The organism is Streptomyces pactum, assembly GCF_016031615.1.
Classification (GTDB): domain Bacteria; phylum Actinomycetota; class Actinomycetes; order Streptomycetales; family Streptomycetaceae; genus Streptomyces; species Streptomyces pactus.
The window spans coordinates 2,402,860-2,423,890 of sequence record NZ_JACYXC010000001.1 but is presented as its reverse complement, the minus strand read 5'-3'; the positions used below and the strand labels follow the sequence as shown (position 1 = coordinate 2,423,890).

Annotated in this window: 15 protein-coding genes; 7 read left to right on the top strand and 8 right to left on the bottom strand. The window is 74.2% G+C overall.

Annotated elements, in window-relative coordinates; genetic code table 11:
* Window positions 1–277: 277 nt before the first annotated feature.
* Window positions 278–1,231 (bottom strand): ribokinase, encoded by a 954-nt coding sequence (locus IHE55_RS09350; RefSeq protein ID WP_197991892.1) that lies wholly within the window; start codon window positions 1,229–1,231, stop codon window positions 278–280.
* A 194-nt stretch (window positions 1,232–1,425) separates the two neighbouring features.
* Here IHE55_RS09350 and recD2 point away from each other — a divergent pair, with 194 nt between their 5' ends.
* Both recD2 and IHE55_RS09340 read left to right on the top strand, forming a co-directional pair.
* On the top strand, window positions 1,426–3,651 hold the full coding sequence (gene recD2 / locus IHE55_RS09345) for an SF1B family DNA helicase RecD2 (RefSeq protein ID WP_197988607.1): 2,226 nt from the start codon (window positions 1,426–1,428) through the stop codon (window positions 3,649–3,651).
* 199 nt (window positions 3,652–3,850) lie between these two features.
* Window positions 3,851–5,140 carry a citrate synthase gene (locus IHE55_RS09340; RefSeq protein WP_197991891.1) on the top strand — a complete coding sequence of 430 codons (1,290 nt, stop codon included), beginning with the start codon at window positions 3,851–3,853 and terminating at the stop codon, window positions 5,138–5,140.
* 564 nt (window positions 5,141–5,704) lie between these two features.
* Here the strand turns inward: IHE55_RS09340 and IHE55_RS09335 are convergent.
* From IHE55_RS09335 to IHE55_RS09320, 4 genes are all read right to left on the bottom strand, one after another.
* Window positions 5,705–5,998 (bottom strand): heavy-metal-associated domain-containing protein, encoded by a 294-nt coding sequence (locus IHE55_RS09335; RefSeq protein WP_197988606.1) that lies wholly within the window; start codon window positions 5,996–5,998, stop codon window positions 5,705–5,707.
* A gap of 286 nt (window positions 5,999–6,284) precedes the next feature.
* Window positions 6,285–6,482 carry a helix-turn-helix transcriptional regulator gene (locus tag IHE55_RS09330; RefSeq protein ID WP_197988605.1) on the bottom strand — a complete coding sequence of 66 codons (198 nt, stop codon included), beginning with the start codon at window positions 6,480–6,482 and terminating at the stop codon, window positions 6,285–6,287.
* A 526-nt stretch (window positions 6,483–7,008) separates the two neighbouring features.
* Complete coding sequence (locus IHE55_RS09325; RefSeq protein ID WP_197988604.1) at window positions 7,009–8,031, bottom strand: Gfo/Idh/MocA family protein; 1,023 nt, start codon at window positions 8,029–8,031, stop codon at window positions 7,009–7,011.
* Window positions 8,032–8,093: 62 nt separating this feature from the next.
* Complete coding sequence (locus IHE55_RS09320) at window positions 8,094–9,014, bottom strand: sugar phosphate isomerase/epimerase family protein (protein ID WP_197988603.1); 921 nt, start codon at window positions 9,012–9,014, stop codon at window positions 8,094–8,096.
* Between the two features lie 657 nt (window positions 9,015–9,671).
* Between IHE55_RS09320 and IHE55_RS09315 the strand changes: the two genes are divergently transcribed.
* The 4 genes from IHE55_RS09315 to IHE55_RS09300 all read left to right on the top strand — a co-directional run bounded on the left by IHE55_RS09315 (window position 9,672) and on the right by IHE55_RS09300 (window position 15,965).
* Window positions 9,672–10,694 (top strand): 5-dehydro-2-deoxygluconokinase, encoded by a 1,023-nt coding sequence (locus tag IHE55_RS09315; RefSeq protein ID WP_197988602.1) that lies wholly within the window; start codon window positions 9,672–9,674, stop codon window positions 10,692–10,694.
* Window positions 10,695–11,355: 661 nt separating this feature from the next.
* The gene (gene iolB / locus IHE55_RS09310) at window positions 11,356–12,333 is read left to right on the top strand and encodes a 5-deoxy-glucuronate isomerase (protein ID WP_232266143.1); all 978 of its coding nucleotides are present in this window, start codon (window positions 11,356–11,358) and stop codon (window positions 12,331–12,333) included.
* A 162-nt stretch (window positions 12,334–12,495) separates the two neighbouring features.
* Entirely contained in the window at window positions 12,496–14,415 is a 1,920-nt protein-coding gene (gene iolD, locus IHE55_RS09305; RefSeq protein ID WP_197991889.1) for a 3D-(3,5/4)-trihydroxycyclohexane-1,2-dione acylhydrolase (decyclizing), read from the top strand.
* Between the two features lie 56 nt (window positions 14,416–14,471).
* Window positions 14,472–15,965, top strand: coding sequence for a CoA-acylating methylmalonate-semialdehyde dehydrogenase (locus IHE55_RS09300; protein ID WP_197988601.1), 1,494 nt, complete (start codon window positions 14,472–14,474; stop codon window positions 15,963–15,965).
* Between the two features lie 478 nt (window positions 15,966–16,443).
* Here IHE55_RS09300 and IHE55_RS09295 read toward each other — a convergent pair whose 3' ends face one another.
* The 3 genes from IHE55_RS09295 to IHE55_RS09285 are packed head-to-tail and all read right to left on the bottom strand — an operon-like array spanning window position 16,444 to window position 19,858.
* Window positions 16,444–17,208, bottom strand: coding sequence for a succinate dehydrogenase/fumarate reductase iron-sulfur subunit (locus IHE55_RS09295; RefSeq protein WP_197988600.1), 765 nt, complete (start codon window positions 17,206–17,208; stop codon window positions 16,444–16,446).
* On the bottom strand, window positions 17,205–19,151 hold the full coding sequence (locus tag IHE55_RS09290; protein ID WP_197988599.1) for a fumarate reductase/succinate dehydrogenase flavoprotein subunit: 1,947 nt from the start codon (window positions 19,149–19,151) through the stop codon (window positions 17,205–17,207). Before IHE55_RS09290 ends, IHE55_RS09295 begins: the two co-directional genes overlap by 4 nt.
* 2 nt (window positions 19,152–19,153) lie before the next feature.
* Window positions 19,154–19,858: a succinate dehydrogenase cytochrome b subunit gene (locus IHE55_RS09285; protein WP_197988598.1), complete on the bottom strand. Its 705-nt coding sequence runs from the start codon at window positions 19,856–19,858 to the stop codon at window positions 19,154–19,156.
* A gap of 92 nt (window positions 19,859–19,950) precedes the next feature.
* On the opposite strand from IHE55_RS09285, the gene IHE55_RS09280 reads away from it, so the two are divergent.
* On the top strand, window positions 19,951–20,901 hold the full coding sequence (locus tag IHE55_RS09280; protein ID WP_197988597.1) for a LysR family transcriptional regulator: 951 nt from the start codon (window positions 19,951–19,953) through the stop codon (window positions 20,899–20,901).
* Window positions 20,902–21,031 lie beyond the last annotated feature (130 nt).

Sequence of the window (21,031 nt, the reverse complement as noted above, 5' to 3'; positions counted from 1 at the left end):
GTCGCCTTGGGGTTCCGGCCACCCCACCGGGCCGATCGGGCCATCCCCGCGGTGCCGTGCGGTGAGCGGGCGGTAACTCCCCGGTGCCGTACCGCCGTTCCGTGGCGGCGCCGGTCGCGGCGGGGGCAGGCCCTCGGGCCGGTGTTCAGGGGTTTTCCCGGGGGCCGCGGCGCGGTGCCGGCCGGAGCGGCACGCGGCGTGCGGCCCGCCCCGGGGCGGCGCGCGACCCTCCGCAGCGCATGTAACAAAACAGTAAAAAGAGGGTGGATCGGTGGGTTCAGGGGGTGGGGCCGTCGAGCTGTGCCGCGGTCGGGTACGACCCCTGGGCGCCGCGCCGGGTCACCGACACCGCGCCCACCCGGACCGCGAAGCGCACCGCCGCCGCCAGGTCGTCCCCGGCCGCCAGCCGCAGGCACAGCGCCCCGGTGAAGGCGTCGCCCGCCCCGGTAGTGTCCACCGGGGTCACCGCGGGGCTCGGCACCCGTACGACGCCCCGCCGGTCGGCGACGAGCGCGCCCGCCGCGCCCAGCGTCACCACCACCGCCTGCGGCCCGCGTGCCAGCAGCGCCCGCGCCCGCTCCTCGGGGCCGGACGCCCCGGCCGCCGGGTCGCCCTCCAGCAGCACCCGCGCCTCGTGTTCGTTGACCACCAGCACCGCGCAGGCCGCGGCGACCGCCGGGGGCAGCGGCACCGGCGGCGAGGCGTTGACCACCAGCCGGGTGCCGGGGGGCACGGTGCGGGCCACCTCGGCCACCGTCTCCAGCGGGATCTCCAGCTGCACCGACACCACCCGGGCGGTGGCCAGCAGCCCCCGGGCGGCCCGGACGTCCGCCGGTGCCAGCCGGGCGTTGGCCCCGGGCGCGACCACGATGCTGTTGTCCCCCGAGGGGTCCACCGTGATCAGGGCGACGCCGGTCGGCGCGCCGCCCACCAGCACGCCGCCGGTGTCCACCCCGGCCGCCCGCTGGGAGTCCAGCAGCAGCCTGCCGTGGGCGTCGTCGCCGACCCGGGCCAGCAGCGCCGTGCGCGCCCCCAGCCGGGCCGCGGCCACCGCCTGGTTGGCGCCCTTGCCGCCGGGGTGGACGGCCAGGTCGGAGCCGAGGACGGTCTCGCCCGCCGCCGGCCGCCGGTCCACCGTGACCACCAGGTCGGCGTTGGCCGACCCGACCACCACCAGGTCCCGCCGGCCGTCCTCCGCCCCGGGGTCCCGTCCGCCGTTCGCCGCCGCCACCGGGCCCCGTCGGTCGTCCCCCGCCGCGTCCCGTTCGCCGTGCGCCGCCGTCTCCCGCAAGGCCCGACCCCCTTCCGTCCCGTCGTCCGTCCGTCCACCGTCGCACCCCAGTGTGCGGCCGGTCCGCGCGGCGATCGCGCCGGGTCGTCCACAGGCCGTGACGGGCTGTCACCCCCCGGCGGTACCGTCTGGGCATGCTCAAGCTCGCGGTCGTGGAGGGGGTCCTGGAGCGGATCACCTACGCCAATGAGGAGAACGGCTACACCGTCGCCCGGGTGGACACCGGCCGCGGTTCCGGCGATCTGCTCACCGTGGTCGGGTCGCTGCTCGGCGCGCAGCCGGGGGAGTCGCTGCGGATGGAGGGGCGCTGGGGCTCCCACCCGCAGTACGGCAAGCAGTTCACGGTGGAGAACTACACCACCGTCCTGCCGGCCACCGTCCAGGGCATCCGCCGCTACCTGGGATCGGGGCTGATCAAGGGGATCGGGCCGCGCATCGCCGACCGGATCACCGAGCACTTCGGCGTGGACACCCTCGACGTGATCGAACGGGAGCCGGAGCGGCTGATCGAGGTGCCCGGACTCGGCCCGAAGCGGACGAAGATGATCGCCGCCGCCTGGGAGGAGCAGAAGGCGATCAAGGAGGTGATGGTCTTCCTCCAGGGCGTGGGGGTGTCCACCTCGATCGCGGTGCGGATCTACAAGAAGTACGGCGACGCCTCCATCTCGGTGGTGAGGAACGAGCCCTACCGGCTCGCCGCCGACGTGTGGGGCATCGGCTTCCTCACCGCCGACAAGATCGCGCAGTCGGTGGGCATCCCGCACGACAGCCCCGCACGGGTGAAGGCCGGGCTCCAGTACGCCCTCTCCCAGGCATCCGACAACGGCCACTGCCACCTGCCCGAGGAGCAGCTGATAGCGGACGCGGTGAAGCTGCTCCAGGTGGACACCGGCCTGGTCATCGACTGCCTGGGCGAGCTGGCCGACGATCCCGAGGGGGTGGTCCGGGAGAGCCTGCCGGGCCCGGACGGGGGAGAGCCGGTCACCGCCGTCCACCTGCTGCCCTTCCACCGCGCCGAGGTCTCGCTCGCCCGGCAGCTGCTGCGGCTGCTGCGCGGGCCGGAGGACCGGATGCCGGTCTTCCAGGACGTCGACTGGGACAAGGCGCTGAGCTGGCTGGCCCGGCGGACCGGGGCGGACCTGGCGCCCGAGCAGCGGGACGCGGTACGGCTGGCGCTCACCGAGAAGGTGGCGGTGCTCACCGGCGGGCCGGGGTGCGGCAAGTCCTTCACGGTGCGGTCGGTGGTGGAGCTGGCGCGGGCCAAGAAGGCGAAGGTGGTGCTGGCGGCGCCGACCGGCCGGGCCGCCAAGCGGCTCGCCGAGCTGACCGGCGCCGAGGCGTCCACGGTGCACCGGCTGCTGGAGCTGAAGCCCGGCGGCGACGCCGCGTACGACCGGGAGTGTCCGCTCGACGCCGACCTGGTGGTGGTGGACGAGGCGTCGATGCTCGACCTGCTGCTGGCGAACAAGCTGGTCAAGGCCGTGCCGCCGGGTGCGCACCTGCTGTTCGTGGGCGATGTGGACCAGCTGCCGTCGGTCGGCGCGGGCGAGGTGCTGCGGGACCTGCTGGCCGACGGCAGCCCGGTACCGGCGGTGCGGCTGACCCGCATCTTCCGCCAGGCCCAGCAGTCCGGGGTGGTGGTCAACGCCCACCGCATCAACTCCGGGGTGCCGCCGATCACCCAGGGGATGCCGGACTTCTTCCTCTTCGCCGAGGAGGACACCGAGGAGGCGGGGAAGCTGACGGTGGACGTGGCGGCCCGCCGCATCCCCGCGAAGTTCGGCCTGGACCCCCGCCGGGACATCCAGGTCCTGGCGCCGATGCACCGCGGCCCGGCCGGCGCCGGGGCGCTCAACGGGCTGCTCCAGCAGGCCATCACCCCGGCCCGGCCGGACCTGCCGGAGCGGCGCTTCGGCGGCCGGGTGTTCCGTGTCGGCGACAAGGTGACCCAGATCAGGAACAATTATGAAAAAGGCGCCAATGGTGTCTTCAACGGCACGGTCGGCGTGGTCACCGCCCTGGACAACGACGAGCAGCGGCTGATCGTACGGACCGACGAGGACGAGGAGGTGCCGTACGACTTCGACGAGCTGGACGAGCTGGCGCACGCGTACGCGGTCACCATCCACCGCTCGCAGGGCAGCGAGTATCCGGCGGTGGTGGTGCCGGTGACCACCGGGGCCTGGATGATGCTCCAGCGCAACCTGCTGTACACCGCGGTCACCCGGGCCAAGCGCCTGGTGGTGCTGGTGGGCTCCCGGCGGGCGCTCGGCCAGGCGGTGCGCACCGTCTCCGCGGGCCGCCGGCACACCGCGCTGGACCACCGGATCGGGGCCGGCGCGACCGGCCCGGCGGAATGAGGCGCGGTGGAGCGCGGGTCGGGTGTCGCAAGGGTTTCCGCACAGTGACGGAAGGGGCAGTATGGGCATGACGGCGGCACTCAGTGCCGCTGATCGACCCTTTGGCCGACCCCGAGTGCACGTTCCTCGTCCAAATGGGGGAAGGTAGGGGGAGTCAGGGCACCTCGAAGAAGAGAACCAGACGTCGGTGAGGGATGACGTGAGTGACAACTCTGTAGTACTGCGGTACGGGGACGGCGAATACACCTACCCGGTGGTGGACAGCACTGTCGGCGACAAGGGCTTCGATATCGGCAAGCTCCGCGCCCAGACCGGTCTGGTGACCCTGGACTCGGGATACGGCAACACCGCCGCGTACAAATCCGCGATCACCTACCTGGACGGTGAGGCGGGCATTCTGCGTTACCGGGGTTACCCGATCGAGCAGCTGGCCGAGCGGAGCTCCTTCCTGGAGACGGCGTTCCTGCTGATCAACGGGGAGCTGCCGACCGTCGATGAGCTCGCGCACTTCCGCGAGGAGATCACGACGCACACGCTGCTCCACGAGGACGTCAAGCGTTTCTACGACGGCTTCCCGCGGGACGCGCACCCGATGGCGATGCTCTCCTCCGTGGTGAGTGCCCTGTCGACCTTCTACCAGGACAGCCACAACCCGTTCGACGAGAAGCAGCGCCACCTGTCGACCGTCCGGCTGCTCGCCAAGCTGCCGACGATCGCGGCGTACGCCTACAAGAAGTCGGTCGGCCACCCGTTCGTCTACCCGCGCAACGACCTGGGTTACGTGGAGAACTTCCTCCGCATGACCTTCTCGGTGCCGGCGGCCGAGTACATCCTCGACCCGGTCGTCGTCAGCGCGCTGGACAAGCTGCTGATCCTCCACGCCGACCACGAGCAGAACTGTTCGACCTCCACCGTGCGTCTGGTGGGCTCCTCGCAGGCGAACATGTTCGCCTCCATCTCGGCGGGCATCAGCGCGCTGTGGGGCCCGCTGCACGGTGGCGCCAACCAGAGCGTGCTGGAGATGCTCCAGGGCATCCAGGCCAGCGGCGGCGACGTCGATTCCTTCATCCGCAAGGTGAAGAACAAGGAAGACGGCGTGAAGCTCATGGGCTTCGGGCACCGCGTCTACAAGAACTTCGACCCCCGGGCGAAGATCATCAAGTCGGCGGCGCACGATGTCCTCTCCGCCCTCGGCAAGAGCGACGAGCTGCTGGACATCGCGCTCAAGCTGGAGGAGCACGCGCTCGCCGACGACTACTTCGTCGAGCGCAAGCTCTACCCGAACGTGGACTTCTACACCGGTCTGATCTACCGGGCGATGGGCTTCCCGACCGAGATGTTCACCGTGCTCTTCGCGCTCGGCCGGCTGCCCGGCTGGATCGCCCAGTGGCACGAGATGATCAAGGAGCCGGGTTCCCGCATCGGCCGCCCGCGGCAGATCTACACCGGCGTCGTGGAGCGTGACTTCGTCCCGGTCGAGCAGCGCTGACCCGGACCGCCCCGGACACAGGAGAGCGCCCCGCTTCCGATCCCCCCACGGGTCGGGGCGGGGCGCTCCCTTATCCCGGTGCGGATTCCCCCCACGGGATCCGGCCGGGCGCTTGCCGGTCGCGCGAGCGCGACCTGCCGGGACGCGTACGTACGGGAGGGCCGCTCAAAGCTCCCCGGGTACGTCGCCCCGGCCACGCGTGACCGACACCGTCCCCCAAGACGGATCGATCGCAGGGTTAGACTCCCCATCCCCCGGAATGGTTACGTTCCCAAGAGTGTGATCTGCGTCTCTTGCCATATGGAGGCGTAAGAGGACAAGAGCCCCGATCTGAAGATCGAGGCTCAACTGTATGGGTGGTGTGCGGCTTATGTGGAGTCGGTGAAGTTCTCGGGCTGCCGTGAAGGTTGTGCGCCGTGGGGCAACCGCGGCCGGCAGCCGCGTGCGGCGGACCCGGTCCGGTGGCCGGCCCTGGACGCCGCGGCCGGCGGCCGGATGGCCGGACGGCCGGCCCGTCCGCCGGGCGGGGTGCCGCCGGGTCGGCCGGGCCGGGGTGCCGGTCGGTCAGACGCGGCCGGTCAGTTCGTAACCGGCCTCGTCGACGGCGGCCCGGACGGCCTCGTCGTCGAGCGGCGCGGCGGAGACCACGGTGACCCGGCCGGTCGCCGCGACCGCCGAGACGGAGCTGACGCCGGCGATGGCGGAGATCTCCTCGGACACCGCGCCCTCGCAGTGGCCGCAGGTCATGCCGGTCACCTGGTAGACGGTGGTCACGACGCCCGCCTCCGCGCCGGCCGCCGCGTCGCCGCAGGAGCCGTCGGGGGTGCAGCAGGAACCGGTCTTCGCCTCGGTGGTCATGGCTTCTCCTGGATGATGAGGGTGATGCGCTGCCTGGGCCGGGTTGCGCCGGCGGCGTCCCGACTCTCCCTACTGTATACCCCTTGGGGGTATCGCGCATCCTTCTGGTGGTGACCGCGCGGGACGGTCACCGGGCCGCCGCGGTGTACGGGTCCCCCACCCGCCCCGCGCCGCGCCCACTTCTCCGGTACCGGGCCGCGCCCTTCCCTGCCGGGCTCCGCCGGGCCGGCCGCCGGGTGCGCCCGGGGTGACCGGGGCCGTCCCGCCGGCCGCCGGCCCGCGGCCGTCAGTCGCGGCGCGGCCGGTTCCCGGGCCGCCGGGCCACCCACTCCCTGATGGTGTCCGCGTACCAGTACGGTTTGCCGCTCTGCACCAGGTCCGGGGGTGGCAGATGCCCGTGCTTGCGGTAGGACCGCACGGTGTCCGTCTGGACGCCGATGTGCGCGGCGATCTCCTTGTACGACCAAAGCCTCCGGTCGGTCATCTCCTGCCTTCCTCAAAGCGCCGCGCCCCTCTTCGGGGGCGAGCGGGCGCGACGCGACCGCTGGGGGTGATCACAGCCTGTGCCGGGCGAACGGCGGTCCGTGTCCGGTGGAGGTGGGCTGTCGAACGCCTGTGACGTAAATCCCGCAGGAATGTGACGTTGGTGATGAAGGAGTGATGTACGGGGTGGGAGCGGGCGGGGTGTGGGTGGACCGGCGGCGTGGGTGGAGACGCGGTGGAGGCCGGCGGGAGGGCCGTACGGCGGCCCCTCCGGGTCCCACCGGACCCCGTCCCGTCGCCGGATGTGGTGGGTGTGACGGGTGGGGGGCCGGCACCCGGGCCGCTGTGGCCCCGACCCCGGCGGCCCCGGTGCCGGGCCCGGTGCGCGCCGGGCGGCCGGTCCCGGTGGCGGTGCGTCCCGGCGCCCCGTGGTGCCGGTGGCCGGTGGGTCCCGGCGTGGCGTCCGTGGCCGGTGGGTCCTGGCGGTTCGGTCGGTGGCGGCGGTCCGGCCGGGCCGGGGTGGTTGGTCAGTCCTGGTAGAGGGCGGGGCGGGCGGCCAGTTCCACGGCGACCCGCTCGCCGGTCGCCTGGGCCCGCACCCCCGCCTCGCAGACGGCCGCGGCGGCGTACCCGTCCCAGGCGCTGGGGCCGGTCACGGTGCCGCGCCGGCAGGCGTCCACCCAGGCCTGTACCTGCCGGTCGAAGGCCGTGGCGAAGCGGACGGTGAAGTCCGGGGCGATCTCCCCGCCCCACCGGCCGTCCCGGTTGACCAGCATCCCGTGGGCGTCGCCGACGCGCGCGGTGCCCCGCTCGCAGACGGCCTCCGCCTGCACCTGGTAGCCGAAGCGGCAGCGGGCGAAGATCTCCACGTCCACCAGGACGCCGCCCTCGGTCTCGAAGATCACCAGCTGGGGGTCGCCGATGCCCGGCGGGGCGTCCCGCCCCGGGCGCGGGCGCAGCACCGTCACCGCGCTGATCTCCTGCTCCAGCAGCCAGCGGGTCTGGTCCATCTCGTGCACCACCGAGTCGTTGATCAGCATCGGCTCGGTGAAGAACGACGGCACCGAGGCGTTGCGGTGCCGGCAGTGCAGCAGCAGCGGACGGCCCAGCTCACCACCGTCCAGCAGCGCCTTCAGCCGGGTGAACTCCGGGTCCCAGCGGCGCATGAAACCCACCTGCACCCGCCGGTGGCCCAGCCGCTGCTCGGCCTCCAGGACGCGCAGCGCGGACGCCGCGTCCGGAGTGAGCGGCTTCTCGCAGAGCACCGGCAGGTCGTGCCGGAACGCCTCCAGCAGCGCCGCCTCGTGTGCCGAGCCGGGGCTGGCCACCAGCACCGCGTCCACCTCGGGGGCGGCCAGCGCGGCGGCCGGGTCGGTGTACGCCGCGCAGCCCTCGACCGGCCCGGCCACCGCCCGGGCCCGCTCGGCATCGACGTCCACCACCGCCGCCACCCGTGCGCCGCTGATCACCCGGTCGATGCGGCGGACGTGGTCGGCGCCCATCCGGCCGGTGCCCACGACCGCGACACCGAGCGTGCCGTGCTGCGCCATCTCTCGCCTCCTGGTGTGCGGTCTCGTCCACCCGCGGCCGGTGCCGCCGCCGGGCCGCCGGCTCAGGCGCCGCAGCCCCGCAGGAACCGGCGGGTGCGCCGGGCGATGGGCAGCGGCCGGTCCGGCGGGCAGGGGTACATGTCCTGTTCCACGATGGCGAACAGGTCCACGTCCAGCTCCCGCGCCGCCGACAGCACCGGCTCCAGCGCCGGGACGCCGCCGGGCGGCTCGCACATGACACCACGTCGCACCGCCGGTCCGAACGGCAGCCCCTCCCGGACGACGGCGGCCAGCACCTCCGGGTCCACCTGCTTGAGGTGGAGGTAGCCGAGGCGCTCGCCGTAGGTCTGGATGAGCCGGACGCTGTCGCCGCCGCAGTACGCGTAGTGGCCGGTGTCCAGGCAGAGGGCGACCAGGTCCGGGTCGGTCGCGTCGAGGAAGCGGGTGACGTTCTCCTCGGTGTCGATGTGGGTGTCGGCGTGCGGGTGGACGACGATCCGGAGCCCGAACTCGTCCCGCACCTCGCGCCCCAGCCGCTCCATGCCGGTGGCCAGGTCGCGCCACTGGGCGGCCGTCAGCTCCGGGGACTCGATCGGCTCGGCCGTGCGGTCGTCCCGCCAGAAGGACGGGATCACCACCAGGTGCCGGGCGCCCATCGCGCGGGTGAGCGCGGCGACCTTCCCGACCTGCCGCCAGGTGTCCTCCCACACCGCCGGGCCGCGGTGCAGCGCGGTGAAGACGGTGCCGGCCGAGACGGCCAGCCCCCGCCGGGCGGTCTCGTCGGCCAGCCGGGCCGGGTCGGTCGGCAGATACCCGTACGGGCCCAGCTCGATCCACTCGTACCCGGCCTCGGACACCTCGTCGAGGAAGCGTTGCCAGGGCACCTGGCAGGGATCGTCGGGGAACCACACGCCCCAGGAGTCGGGGGCGGAACCGATCCGGATGCGGTGGGCGGCGGCTGCGGGGGAGGGGGCGGCAGTCATGGGCGCGGGGCTCCTCTCGCCGGTCTTACGGCAGCTTCACCGCCCGCACCGGCGGCCGTCAAGAGCAGGTCAGGACATACGGACGTTACGTCAGGTGGCGCGCGTACGGGCACGGATGTGCGGCGCCCGGGTGACCGACCGGACCGCGCATCGTGCCCCGGCGGCGTGACGCCCCGGCATGAGGACACGGGCCGGCGGGCGTGCGGCACGCGAACATCGGGGGCGGGACGGTCGCCGGCGGCGTGAGGGCGTGCGGGGACGCGTGAGGGCGCGTGAGGGTGCATGGGGTTGTGCGGCCGGTGGGGGCGGAGCGCCGCCGGGGTGTGCGGCAGGGCTCCCGGCCCCGGCAGTACACCCGGACGCCCCTCAGGGCCTGGGCACCCGTCAGGCCGGGGCCCCGTGACCCCGTCAGGGCACCCCGACCCGCATCGGGGCACCCCGATCCGCATCAGGGTCGTGGCACCCGGATCCCGGCAGGGGTTCGGGGCGGCCGTGTCCCCACGTCAGCATGTCCGGACAAACCTTGACAGCGGGTCATCGCCGCGTCTAGATCTGGGATGCCGTGCCGGTGGCGCGCCCGGGCGGGTGGCGGACGGGTGCCGGGCCGGTGCGCCGGGCAGGACTCGCAGGGTGGTGGTCCTCGATGAAGGGGCGCGAATGAGCGAGCCGTACGACCTGATCACGATGGGCCGCATCGGCGTGGACATCTACCCCCTCCAAGCCGGTGTGCCGCTGGCCCGGGTGGAGACGTTCGGCAAGTTCCTCGGCGGTTCGGCGACCAACGTGGCGGTGGCCGCCGCCCGGCTCGGCCGGCGTACCGCCGTCATCACCCGCACCGGCGCGGACCCGTTCGGCGACTACCTCCACCAGGCGCTGCGCGAGTTCGGGGTGGACGACCGCTGGGTCGGCCCGGTCCCCGGCCTGCCCACCCCGGTCACCTTCTGCGAGATCTTCCCGCCGGACGACTTCCCGCTCTACTTCTACCGGCAGCCCAAGGCCCCCGACCTGGAGATCCGCCCGGAGGAGCTGGACCTGGCGGCCATCGCTGCCGCCCGGATCTTCTGGATGACCGGCACCGGGCTGTGCGAGGAGCCGAGCCGGGCCGCCACGCTGCGCGCGCTCCGGGCCCGCGACCCGGCCGCCGGTCCGGCGGACCACGGTGACGCCGCCGAGGACACCGCCGTCACCGCGGCCGGGGCCGGCGGCGAGGGCGTGCGGCACACCGTCTTCGACCTCGACTGGCGGCCGATGTTCTGGCGGGACCCGGACCAGGCGCGGCCGTACTACGCGCAGGCCCTGCGGCACGCCACGGTCGCCGTCGGCAACCTCGACGAGTGCGAGATCGCCACCGGGGTCCGCGACCCGCTGGCCTGCGCCCGGGCCCTGCTGGACGCGGGCGTGCGGCTGGCCGTGGTCAAGCGGGGGCCCGAGGGGGTGCTCGCCGCCCACCGCGACGGCACCACCGTGGAGGTGCCCCCGGTCCCGGTGGAGGTGGTCAACGGCCTGGGCGCGGGCGACGCCTTCGGCGGCGCGCTCTGCCACGGGCTGCTCGCCGGCTGGGAGCTGGAACGGACTGTGCGGTACGCGAACGCGGCGGGCGCCATCGTCGCCGGCCGCCTCGCCTGTTCCTCCGCCATGCCGAACGGGGCCGAGGTGGCGGAGGTGCTCGGTGACGGGTGACCGGAGCGGCGGCCGCCGCATCCGCCGGGTCCCGCCGGCCGTCCCGCCGCCCGTCGGGCCGCGCCGTCCCCGTCGCGCCCGCCCGGACCTCTGCCCCGCCGGCACGGAGCTCTCTCCCGCCCGCACGGGCCCCGGGCGCGTCGCCGGGTACCCCCTGCGCCGGACCGGCCACGGGCCGGGCGACCGGCCGGGGAGGGGTGACCGGCCGGGGAGGGGTGACCGGCCGTGGAGGGGTGACCGGCCGGGCGCCGGGGGCGGGGTACGGGCCGGGTGTGGGACGGAGGGCGGTGACCGGGCAGGGGACGGTGAACGGGTGCGGGCCGGAGACCGGGCAGGGGACGGTGAACGGGTGCGGGCCGGGGACCGGGTGCGGGCCGTGCCGTCCGGCCGGGCCGGCGGCGGGCAGCCGGAGGCGGACACCGCCGGTGGGCCGCGCCGGGCGGCTGACCGGCACCGGGCCGGGAAGACTCACCCCGTGACCACCGGAGACAGCACCCCCCGCCCCGCCCCCGCGCCCCGGGCCACCACCCCGGCCCCCCGCACCCTGCCACCCCCGCCGGCCCGGCAGCCGGTGGCCGGCACCCCACCGGTCCGGCGGCCACGGAACGGCCGTCCGCCGGGGGCGCCGGCCGGGAGCCGGCGCCCCGCCGGGGAGTTCCACCTGCCGGCCGGGCGGGCGGCGCGCGGGCCGTACGACCTGGACATCGACCCGGAGCGGGCCGGCTGGGGCCACTCCTCGCTCCGCGTGCTGACGCTGCCGCCCGGCGGTTCGCACGACCTCGCCACCGGCGACAGCGAGTGGATCGTGCTGCCGCTGAGCGGCGGCTGCACGGTGCGGACCGGAGAGCACCACTTCCGCCTGCACGGGCGCCCCGACGTGTTCAGCGCCGTCAGCGACTTCGCGTACCTGCCGCGCGACGGCCGGGCCCGGATCACCAGCGACACCGGCGGCCGGTTCGCCCTCGCCGGGGCCCGCTGCACCCGCGTGCTCCCGGCCCGCTACGGGCCCGCCTCCGGCGTCCCGGTGGAGCTGCGCGGGGCCGGCCACTGTTCCCGCCAGGTGAACAACTTCGCCGCCGCGGACACCTTCGCGTGCGACCGGCTGATCGCGGTGGAGGTGCTCACCCCCGGCGGCAACTGGTCCTCGTACCCGCCGCACAAGCACGACGAGCACCGCCCGGGCGCGGAGTCCGAGCTGGAGGAGATCTACTACTTCGAGGTGGCCGCCGCCCACGGCCACCCGGGCCTGGCCTACCAGCGGGTCACCCCGTCCGGCCACGGCCGGGGCACCGACGTCCTCGCCGAGGTGCGCACCGGCGACACCGTGCTCATCCCGGACGGCTGGCACGGCCCGTCGATCGCCGCCCCCGGCCACGACCTGTACTACCTCAACGTGATGGCCGGGCCGGGCCCGGAGCGCCGGTGGCTGATCCGCGACCACCCCGACCACGCCTGGGTCCGCGACGACTGGCGGCACCAGGAGGTGGACGCCCGGCTCCCGCTGTACACCGCACCCCCCGGCACCCGGCGCGTCCGAAGCACCCCCCACGCCCCCGGGCCCCGGCCCGACCGCGCCCCTCGGCACCCGGCCCGACCGCCGGACCGACCGCACCCCAGCACCCCCGGAGACCCGCGATGACCCACCGCACCCCCGGACCCCGCCCCCCGCCACGCCCACCCCCGCGTCCGCCGCCCCGCCCGCGTCCACCACCCCCGCGTCCGCCTCCGCCCCCCGGGAACACCCCTGACCGGAGCACCTGGGCCCCCTGACCGGAGCACCCGGACCCGCCACCGCCACCCCCTGGCCCCGCCTCGGGGACACCCCCGCCCGCCGGGGCCGGCCGCCGGGTCCCGGCGGCTGACCGTCGCCCAGGCGCTGGTGGAGTTCCTCGGCCGCCAGTACACCGAACGCGACGGCCGCCGGCAGCGGCTGATCACCGCCTGCTGGGGCATCTTCGGCCACGGCAACGTCGCCGGGCTCGGCCAGGCCCTGCTGGAGTCCGGCCCGGACACCCTGCCGTTCCTCCAGGGCCGCAACGAACAGGCCATGGTGCACGCCGCCGTCGGCTACGCCCGGCAGTGCGACCGGCTCTCCGCCCAGGCCGTCACCACCTCCATCGGGCCCGGCGCCACCAACCTCACCACCGGCGCCGCGCTCGCCACCGTCAACCACCTGCCGGTGCTGCTGCTGCCCGGGGACACCTTCGCCACCCGGCCCGCCGACCCGGTGCTCCAGCAGCTGGAGGCCGGGTACGCCGGCGACGTCTCGGTCAACGACTGCCTGCGCCCGGTCTCCCGCTACTTCGACCGGATCACCCGGCCGGAGGCGCTGATCCCCGCCGCCCTCCAGGCGATGCGGGTGCTCACCGACCCCGCCGCCACCGGCGCGGTGACCCTCGCGCTGCCGCAGGACGTGCAGGCCGAGGCGTTCGACTGGCCGGACGCGTTCTTCGCCGACCGGGTGTGGCGGGTGGCCCGGCCCGCGCCGGACCCGGCGGTGCTCGCGGACGCCGCCCGGGCGGTGCGCGCCGCCCGCCGCCCGCTCATCGTGGCCGGCGGCGGGGTGCACCACAGCGGCGCCGAGGACGCCCTGCGGTCGCTCGCCGACGCCACCGGCATCCCGGTCGCCACCACCCAGGCGGGCAAGGGCTCGCTCCGCCACGACCACCCCTGCGAGGTCGGCGGCATCGGCCACACCGGCACCGCGGTCGCCGACGACCTGGCCCGCACCGCCGACCTGGTGCTCGGGGTGGGCACCCGGTACACCGACTTCACCACCGCCTCCGGCACCCTCTTCGCCGACCCCGGGGTCCGCTTCGTCAACCTCAACATCACCGGCTTCGACGCCCACAAGCTGGGCGCGCTGGCCGTCGTGGCGGACGCCCGCGCGGGGCTGACCGCGCTCACCGAGGCGCTCGCCGGGTACCGGGTGGACGACGCCCACCGGGCCCGGTACACCGCCGGCAAGGAGCGCTGGGAGCGCCTGGTGGACGCCGCCTACGCCGCCGGCGACCCGGCCGCCCGGCCCAGCCAGACGCAGGTGCTCGGCGCCCTCGACGCGCTGGTCGGCGACGAGGACGTCATCGTCAACGCCGCCGGGTCGCTCCCCGGCGACCTGCACAAGCTGTGGCGCGCCCGCTCCCGGCGCCAGTACCACCTGGAGTACGGCTACTCCTGCATGGGCTACGAGATCCCGGCCGCCATCGGGGTGAAACTCGCCGCGCCGGACCGGCCGGTGTGGGCGCTGGTCGGCGACGGCACGTATCTGATGATGCCCACCGAGATCGTCACCGCCGTCCAGGAGGGCATCGGCATCACCGTCGTCATCCTGCAGAACCACGGGTACGCCTCCATCGGCGGACTGTCCGCGCAGGTCGGCGCCGAGCGGTTCGGCACCGCCTACCGGTACCGGGACGCCGGCGGCCACTACACCGGCGACCCGCTGCCGGTGGACCTGGCGGCCAACGCCGCCTCGCTCGGCATGGAGGTGCACCGGGTCACCACCGTCCGCGAACTGCCCGCCGCGCTCGCCGCCGCCCGCGCCGCCCGGCACCCCACATGTGTCCATGTGGAGGTCGAAACGGCCGACACAGTGCCGGGCGCGCCCGCCGCTCAGGCGTGGTGGGATGTGCCCGTCGCGCAGACGGCGACCCGGCCGGCCGCCGTCGCGGCACGCGAGGAGTACGACCGGCGGGCCGCCGCCCGCCGCCGCCACCTGTGACCGCCGCGCGACCCGCCCGTACCCCCGTCCCGCCCACCGCGAGAAAGGTCCGCCCCATGAAGACCATCGACCACTGGATCGGCGGCACGGCCGTCGAGGGCGCCTCCGGCGCGTACGGGCCGGTCTACAACCCCGCCACCGGCGCCCAGGACACCCGGGTCGCGCTCGCCTCCACCGCCGAGGTGGACGTCGCCGTCGCCGCCGCCAAGGAGGCGTACCGCGAGTGGCGGCACGTCTCCCTGTCCCGGCGCACCGCGATCCTGTACCGCTACCGGGAGCTGCTGGACGCGCACCGCGACGAGATCGCCGCGCTGATCACCGCCGAGCACGGCAAGGTCCACTCCGACGCGCTCGGCGAGGTCGCCCGGGGCCTGGAGATCGTGGAGCTGGCCTGCGCCATCAGCCACAAGCTCAAGGGCGAGCTGTCCACCGAGGTCTCCTCCGGTGTGGACGTCGCCTCGATCCGCCAGCCGCTGGGTGTGGTGGCCGGCATCACCCCGTTCAACTTCCCGGCCATGGTGCCGCTGTGGATGTTCCCGGTCGCCATCGCCTGCGGGAACACCTTCGTGCTCAAGCCCAGCGAGAAGGACCCCTCGGCCGCGATCCGGCTGGCCGAACTGGCCGCCGAGGCCGGGCTGCCGGCCGGTGTGCTCAACGTCGTCAACGGGGACAAGGTCGCCGTGGACCGGCTGCTGGAGCACCCGGACGTCGCCGCGGTCAGCTTCGTCGGCTCCACCCCCATCGCCCGGTACATCCAGAGCCGGGCGATCGAGCACGGCAAGCGGGTCCAGGCGCTCGGCGGCGCCAAGAACCACATGCTGGTGCTGCCCGACGCCGACCTGGACGTGGCCGCCGACAACGCCATCAACGCCGCCTACGGGTCGGCCGGCGAGCGCTGCATGGCGGTGTCCGTGGTGGTCGCGGTCGGCGACATCGGCGACGACCTGGTGAAGAAGATCGCCGACCGGGCGACCGCGCTGCGCATCGGCCCGGGCACCGACCCGGCCTCCGAGATGGGCCCGCTGATCACCCGGGAGCACCGCGACAAGGTCGCCTCGTACGTGCACAGTGCCCGGGAGCAGGGCGCCGAGGTGGTCGTGGACGGCACCGGCCTCACCGTCGAGGGGTACCCGGAGGGCTTCTTCATCGGCGTCTCGCTGCTGGACAAGGTGCCGGTGAGCGCCGACGCCTACCGCGACGAGATCTTCGGCCCGGTGCTGTGCGTGGTGCGCGCCGAGACCTACGACGAGGCCATCGAGCTGATCAACTCCTCCCGCTGGGGCAACGGCACCGCGATCTTCACCCGTGACGGCGGCGCCGCCCGCCGCTTCCAGCTGGAGGTCGAGGCCGGCATGGTCGGCGTCAACGTGCCGATCCCGGTGCCGGTGGGCTACCACTCCTTCGGCGGCTGGAAGGACTCGCTCTTCGGCGACCACCACATCTACGGCAACGACGGGGTGCACTTCTACACCCGCGGCAAGGTGGTCACCACCCGCTGGCCCGACCCCAGCGACGGCGGCATCAACCTCGGGTTCCCCCGCAACCACTGACGGACCGGACGGGGGTCCGGCACCCGCCGGACCCCCGTCCGGGAACGGCGCCCCGGCGCCCGTCCGGGAACGGCGCCCCGGCGCCCGTCCGGGAACGGCGCCCCGGCGCCCGTCCGGGAACGGCGCCCCGGCGCCGGTGGACGCGGGAGCAGCCGGAGACGGACGCGGCGGAAGGACGCCCGTCGGAGACCCACGGAGCCCCGCGGAGGCCCGCGGAGGCCCGCGGAGACAAAGGTGCCGTCCCCGCCCGCCCGGTCAGCGACGATCCCCTTCGCCGCGATGCGCGTGCGGGGCATCGCGGCCGTCGCGACCGGGTGCGGGCGAGAACGGCCCGCCGGGGCGCGCATGGCGGCCGATGAGGCGATCGGCACACGCCCCGGCCACCGGGGGGCGGCTGTCCGGCGCGACTCCCCGGTGGTGCGGAACCGGTCCCGAGGGCGCCCGCGCCCGGATGGGCGGGGCACCCGCGGGACCGGGGTCAGCCTCGGGTACGGCCCGGCGCGCCGCCGCGCAGCGAGGCGCGCAGGTACTCGCGGTTCATGGTGGAGATGGACTGCAGCGGGATGCCCTTGGGGCAGGCGACCGCGCACTCACCGGTGTTGGTGCAGCCGCCGAACCCCTCGGCGTCCATCGTGCCCACCATGTCCAGCACCCGCGACTCCCGCTCCGGGGCGCCCTGCGGCAGGACGTTGAGGTGGACCACCTTGGCGGAGGTGAACAGCATCGCCGAGCCGTTGGGGCAGGCCGCCACGCACGCCCCGCAGCCGATGCACTCGGCGTGCTCGAAGGCGGTGTCGGCGACCGGCTTGGGCACCGGCGTGGCGTGCGCCTCCGGGGCCGAGCCGGTCGGGGCGGAGATGTAGCCGCCGGAGGCGATGATCCGGTCGAACGCCGACCGGTCCACCACCAGGTCCTTCACGACCGGGAAGGCCGCCGCCCGCCACGGCTCGACGTCGATGGTGTCGCCGTCGGAGAAATGCCGCATGTGCAGCTGGCAGGTGGTGGTGCGCTCCGGGCCGTGCGCCTGCCCGTTGATCACCATGCCGCAGGCGCCGCAGATGCCCTCCCGGCAGTCGTGGTCGAAGGCGACCGGCTCGTCACCGGCGAGGATCAGCTCCTCGTTGAGGTGGTCGAGCATCTCCAGGAACGACATGTCCGGGCTGATGCCGTCGACCTGGTAGACGGTCATGGCGCCCGGCTCCTCAGGACCGCGCTGGCGCCAGATCCGCAGGGTGAGCCTCATGCGTAACTCCGCTGGGTGGGGTGGACGTACTCGAAGACCAGCTGCTCCCGGTGGAGCACGGGGGCGTTCCCGGCGCCGGTGAACTCCCAGGCGGCGGCGTAGGAGAACTCGTCGTCCTTGCGGGCCGCCTCGCCGTCGGGGGTCTGGCTCTCCTCCCGGAAGTGACCGCCGCACGACTCGGAGCGGTGCAGCGCGTCCAGGCACATCAGCTCGGCCAGCTCCAGGTAGTCGACGATGCGGTTGGCCTTCTCCAGGGACTGGTTCAGCTCCTGGCCGGAGCCGGGCACCTTGATGCGCCGCCAGAACTCCTCGCGCAGCTCCGGGATCCGGCCCAGCGCCTTGCGCAGCCCGCTCTCGGAGCGGGACATCCCGCACTCGTCCCACAGCAGCTCGCCCAGCTCCCGGTGGAAGGAGTCGGGGGTGCGGTCGCCGTCGTTGGCGAGCAGCCGCCGCAGCCGGTCGGTGACCTCGGCGACCGCCGAGACCGCCGCCGGGTGGGCCGGGTCCACCTCGTCGTGCGGGTGCCGGGCCAGGTAGTCGTTGATGGTGGACGGCAGGACGAAGTACCCGTCGGCCAGCCCCTGCATCAGCGCGGAGGCGCCGAGCCGGTTGGCGCCGTGGTCGGAGAAGTTCGCCTCGCCGATCGCGAAGAGCCCGGGCACGGTGGTCTGGAGGTCGTAGTCCACCCACAGCCCGCCCATCGTGTAGTGGATGGCCGGGTAGATCCGCATCGGCACCCGGTACGGGTCCTCGGCGGTGATCCGCTGGTACATCTCGAAGAGGTTGCCGTACTTCTCCTCCACCGCCTTGCGGCCCATCCGCCGGATGGCGTCGGCGAAGTCCAGGTAGACGCCCTGGCCGCCGGGGCCCACGCCGCGCCCCTCGTCGCAGACGTTCTTCGCCGCCCGGGAGGCGATGTCGCGCGGGACCAGGTTGCCGAAGGACGGGTAGATCCGCTCCAGGTAGTAGTCCCGCTCGTCCTCGGGGATCTCGGCCGGCGGGCGGGTGTCGCCCTTGGCCTTGGGCACCCAGATGCGGCCGTCGTTGCGGAGCGACTCGCTCATCAGCGTCAGCTTCGACTGGTGGTCGCCGGAGCGCGGGATGCAGGTGGGGTGGATCTGGGTGAAGCAGGGGTTGGCGAAGTACGCGCCGCGCCGGTGGGCCCGCCAGATCGCGGTGGCGTTGGAGTTCTTGGCGTTGGTGGAGAGGTAGAAGACGTTGCCGTAGCCGCCGGAGGCGAGCACCACCGCGTCCGCGAAGTGGGTGGAGACCTCGCCGGTGATCAGGTCCCGGGCGACGATGCCGCGGGCCCGTCCGTCGATGACGATCAGGTCCAGCATCTCGGTGCGCGCGTGCATCTCCACGTTCCCGGCGGCGATCTGCCGGGAGAGCGCCTGGTAGGCGCCGAGCAGCAGCTGCTGACCGGTCTGGCCGCGGGCGTAGAAGGTCCGGGAGACCTGCACGCCGCCGAAGGAGCGGGTGTCGAGCAGGCCGCCGTACTCGCGGGCGAACGGCACGCCCTGTGCCACGCACTGGTCGATGATCTCCACCGACACCTGCGCCAGCCGGTGCACGTTGGACTCCCGGGCGCGGAAGTCGCCGCCCTTGACCGTGTCGTAGAACAGCCGGCGGATCGAGTCGCCGTCGTTGCGGTAGTTCTTGGCGGCGTTGATGCCGCCCTGGGCGGCGATCGAGTGCGCCCGGCGCGGGGAGTCCTGGTAGCAGAACTGGACCACGCGGTAGCCCTGTTCGGCCAGCGTCGCGCCGGCCGCGCCGCCGGCCAGGCCGGTGCCCACCACGATCACGGTGTACTTGCGGCGGTTGGCGGGGTTGACCAGCTTCGCCTCGAAGCGGCGGCGGTCCCACCGCTCCTCCACCGGGCCGTCCGGGGCCTTGGTGTCGGTGAGCGGAGTCCCGGTGGTGTAGTCGGTGTAGGTGCTCATGTTCAGTTCACGACTCCGGTCATCACGCCGACGGGGATGGAGATGAACCCGCAGGTCATCAGGGCCGCCAGACCGTTGGCGACGAGCTTGAGGGCCCGCTCGCGGCGGGGGTGCCCGGCGCCCAGGGTCTGGGCGGCGCTCCAGAACCCGTGCCGGACGTGGAACCCGAGGGCGACCATGGCGGTGATGTAGATGGTGTTGCCGTACCAGGTGGAGAAGGTGGCGACCACGTTCTCGTACGGGTGGCCGTGCTGGGCGTTCTCGTTCACCGTCAGCGTGGTCAGGTCCAGGATGTGCCAGACGATGAACAGGCCGAGGATCACCCCGCCCCAGCGCATGGTGCGGGTGGCGTAGCTGGCGCGCTGCCGCTGGTGGACGTACTTGCTCGGGCGGGCGGCCAGGTCGCGGCGGCTGAGCTGGTACGCGGCCACGGCGTGCAGCACCACCGCGGCGACCAGCACCACCCGGGCCAGCCACAGGAACCACTCGCGGTGCAGGAACGGCTCACCGACGTGGCGCAGCCACCGCCCGTACTCGTTGAACTCCTCCGGGCCGAAGAAGATCTTCAGGTTGCCGAGCAGATGGGCGCAGAGGTAGGCGAGCATGATCAGGCCGGTGACGGCCATCACCGCCTTCTTGCCCACGGTGGACCGCCATACGGAGCGGGGGAGTGACGGCTTTCGGTCCGTCCGGGTCGCCAGTGCCATGAACACGACGATAGGGACGCCGCCAGCGATGCGTCCAAGACATGATGCGGCTCGTTTCGATAGGCCCTGCCTATCGAACCTATGATGGGGGCGTGCAACTGCATCAGCTGCGCTACTTCGCGGCCGTGGCGGACACCCGCCACTTCACCCGCGCCGCGGAACGGCTGCACATCGCGCAGCCGTCGCTCTCCCAGCAGATCCGCGCCCTCGAACGCGAGCTGGGCGCCGAGCTGTTCCACCGGGCGCGCGGCAACATCACCCTCACCGACGCCGGGCAGGCGCTGCTGCCGCTGGCCCGGCAGATCCTCGCCGACACCGAGACCGCGCACCGGGAGGTGCAGGAGGTCGTCCAGCTCCGCCGGGGCCGGGTCCGTCTCGGGGCGCCGCCGAGCCTGTGCGCCAGCCTCGTCCCCGATGTGCTGCGCGCCTTCCACCGCAGCTACCCGGGGGTCGAGCTGTTCGTGGACGAGGGCGGCTCCAAGGACCTGGTGCGCACCCTGGCGGCGGGCGGGCTCGACCTCGCGCTGATCATCACGCCGCTGGCCGGCGGCGCCCCGGCACTGGCCACCACCGAGCTGCTGGGCGAGGACCTGGTGGTGGTCTCCGCGCCCAACGGCCCGGACCCGCTGGGCGGGGACCGGGGCGGGCGGATCAGGGTCACCGACCTGGCCGGGCGGCCCATGGTGATGTTCCGGCGCGGCTACGACCTGCGGGAATTCACCATCGCCGCGTGCCACGCGGCCGGCTTCGAGCCCACCTTCACCGTGCAGGGCGGCGAGATGGACGCCGTGCTCGGCTTCGTCCGGGCGGGGCTGGGGCTGGCCGTGGTACCGGGCATGGTGGCGGCCCGCTCCGGGCTGCGGGTCACCCCGTTCGAGCCCGACCAGGGGATGCGGCGCACCATCGCGATCGCCCGCCGCAAGGACGTCGCCCCCACCCGGGCCGCCCGGGAACTGCGCCGGGTGCTCCTCGGCCACCTCGGCGCGTCGGGAACCCGGGACGGCCCGGGGAGCGGCAGAGGGGGCGCCGGCCCGGGGTCGTAGGGGCGTTCCCGGTGGGGCCGGTGAGGAGTGTGCGGGCGGGCCGGCCGGGGGGTGTCCCGATGCCGGGCCCGGGGCGTTCGGGGGCTACGGACCGGTGTGCGCGGGTGCCGGGCCCGGGGGTGACCTCCGG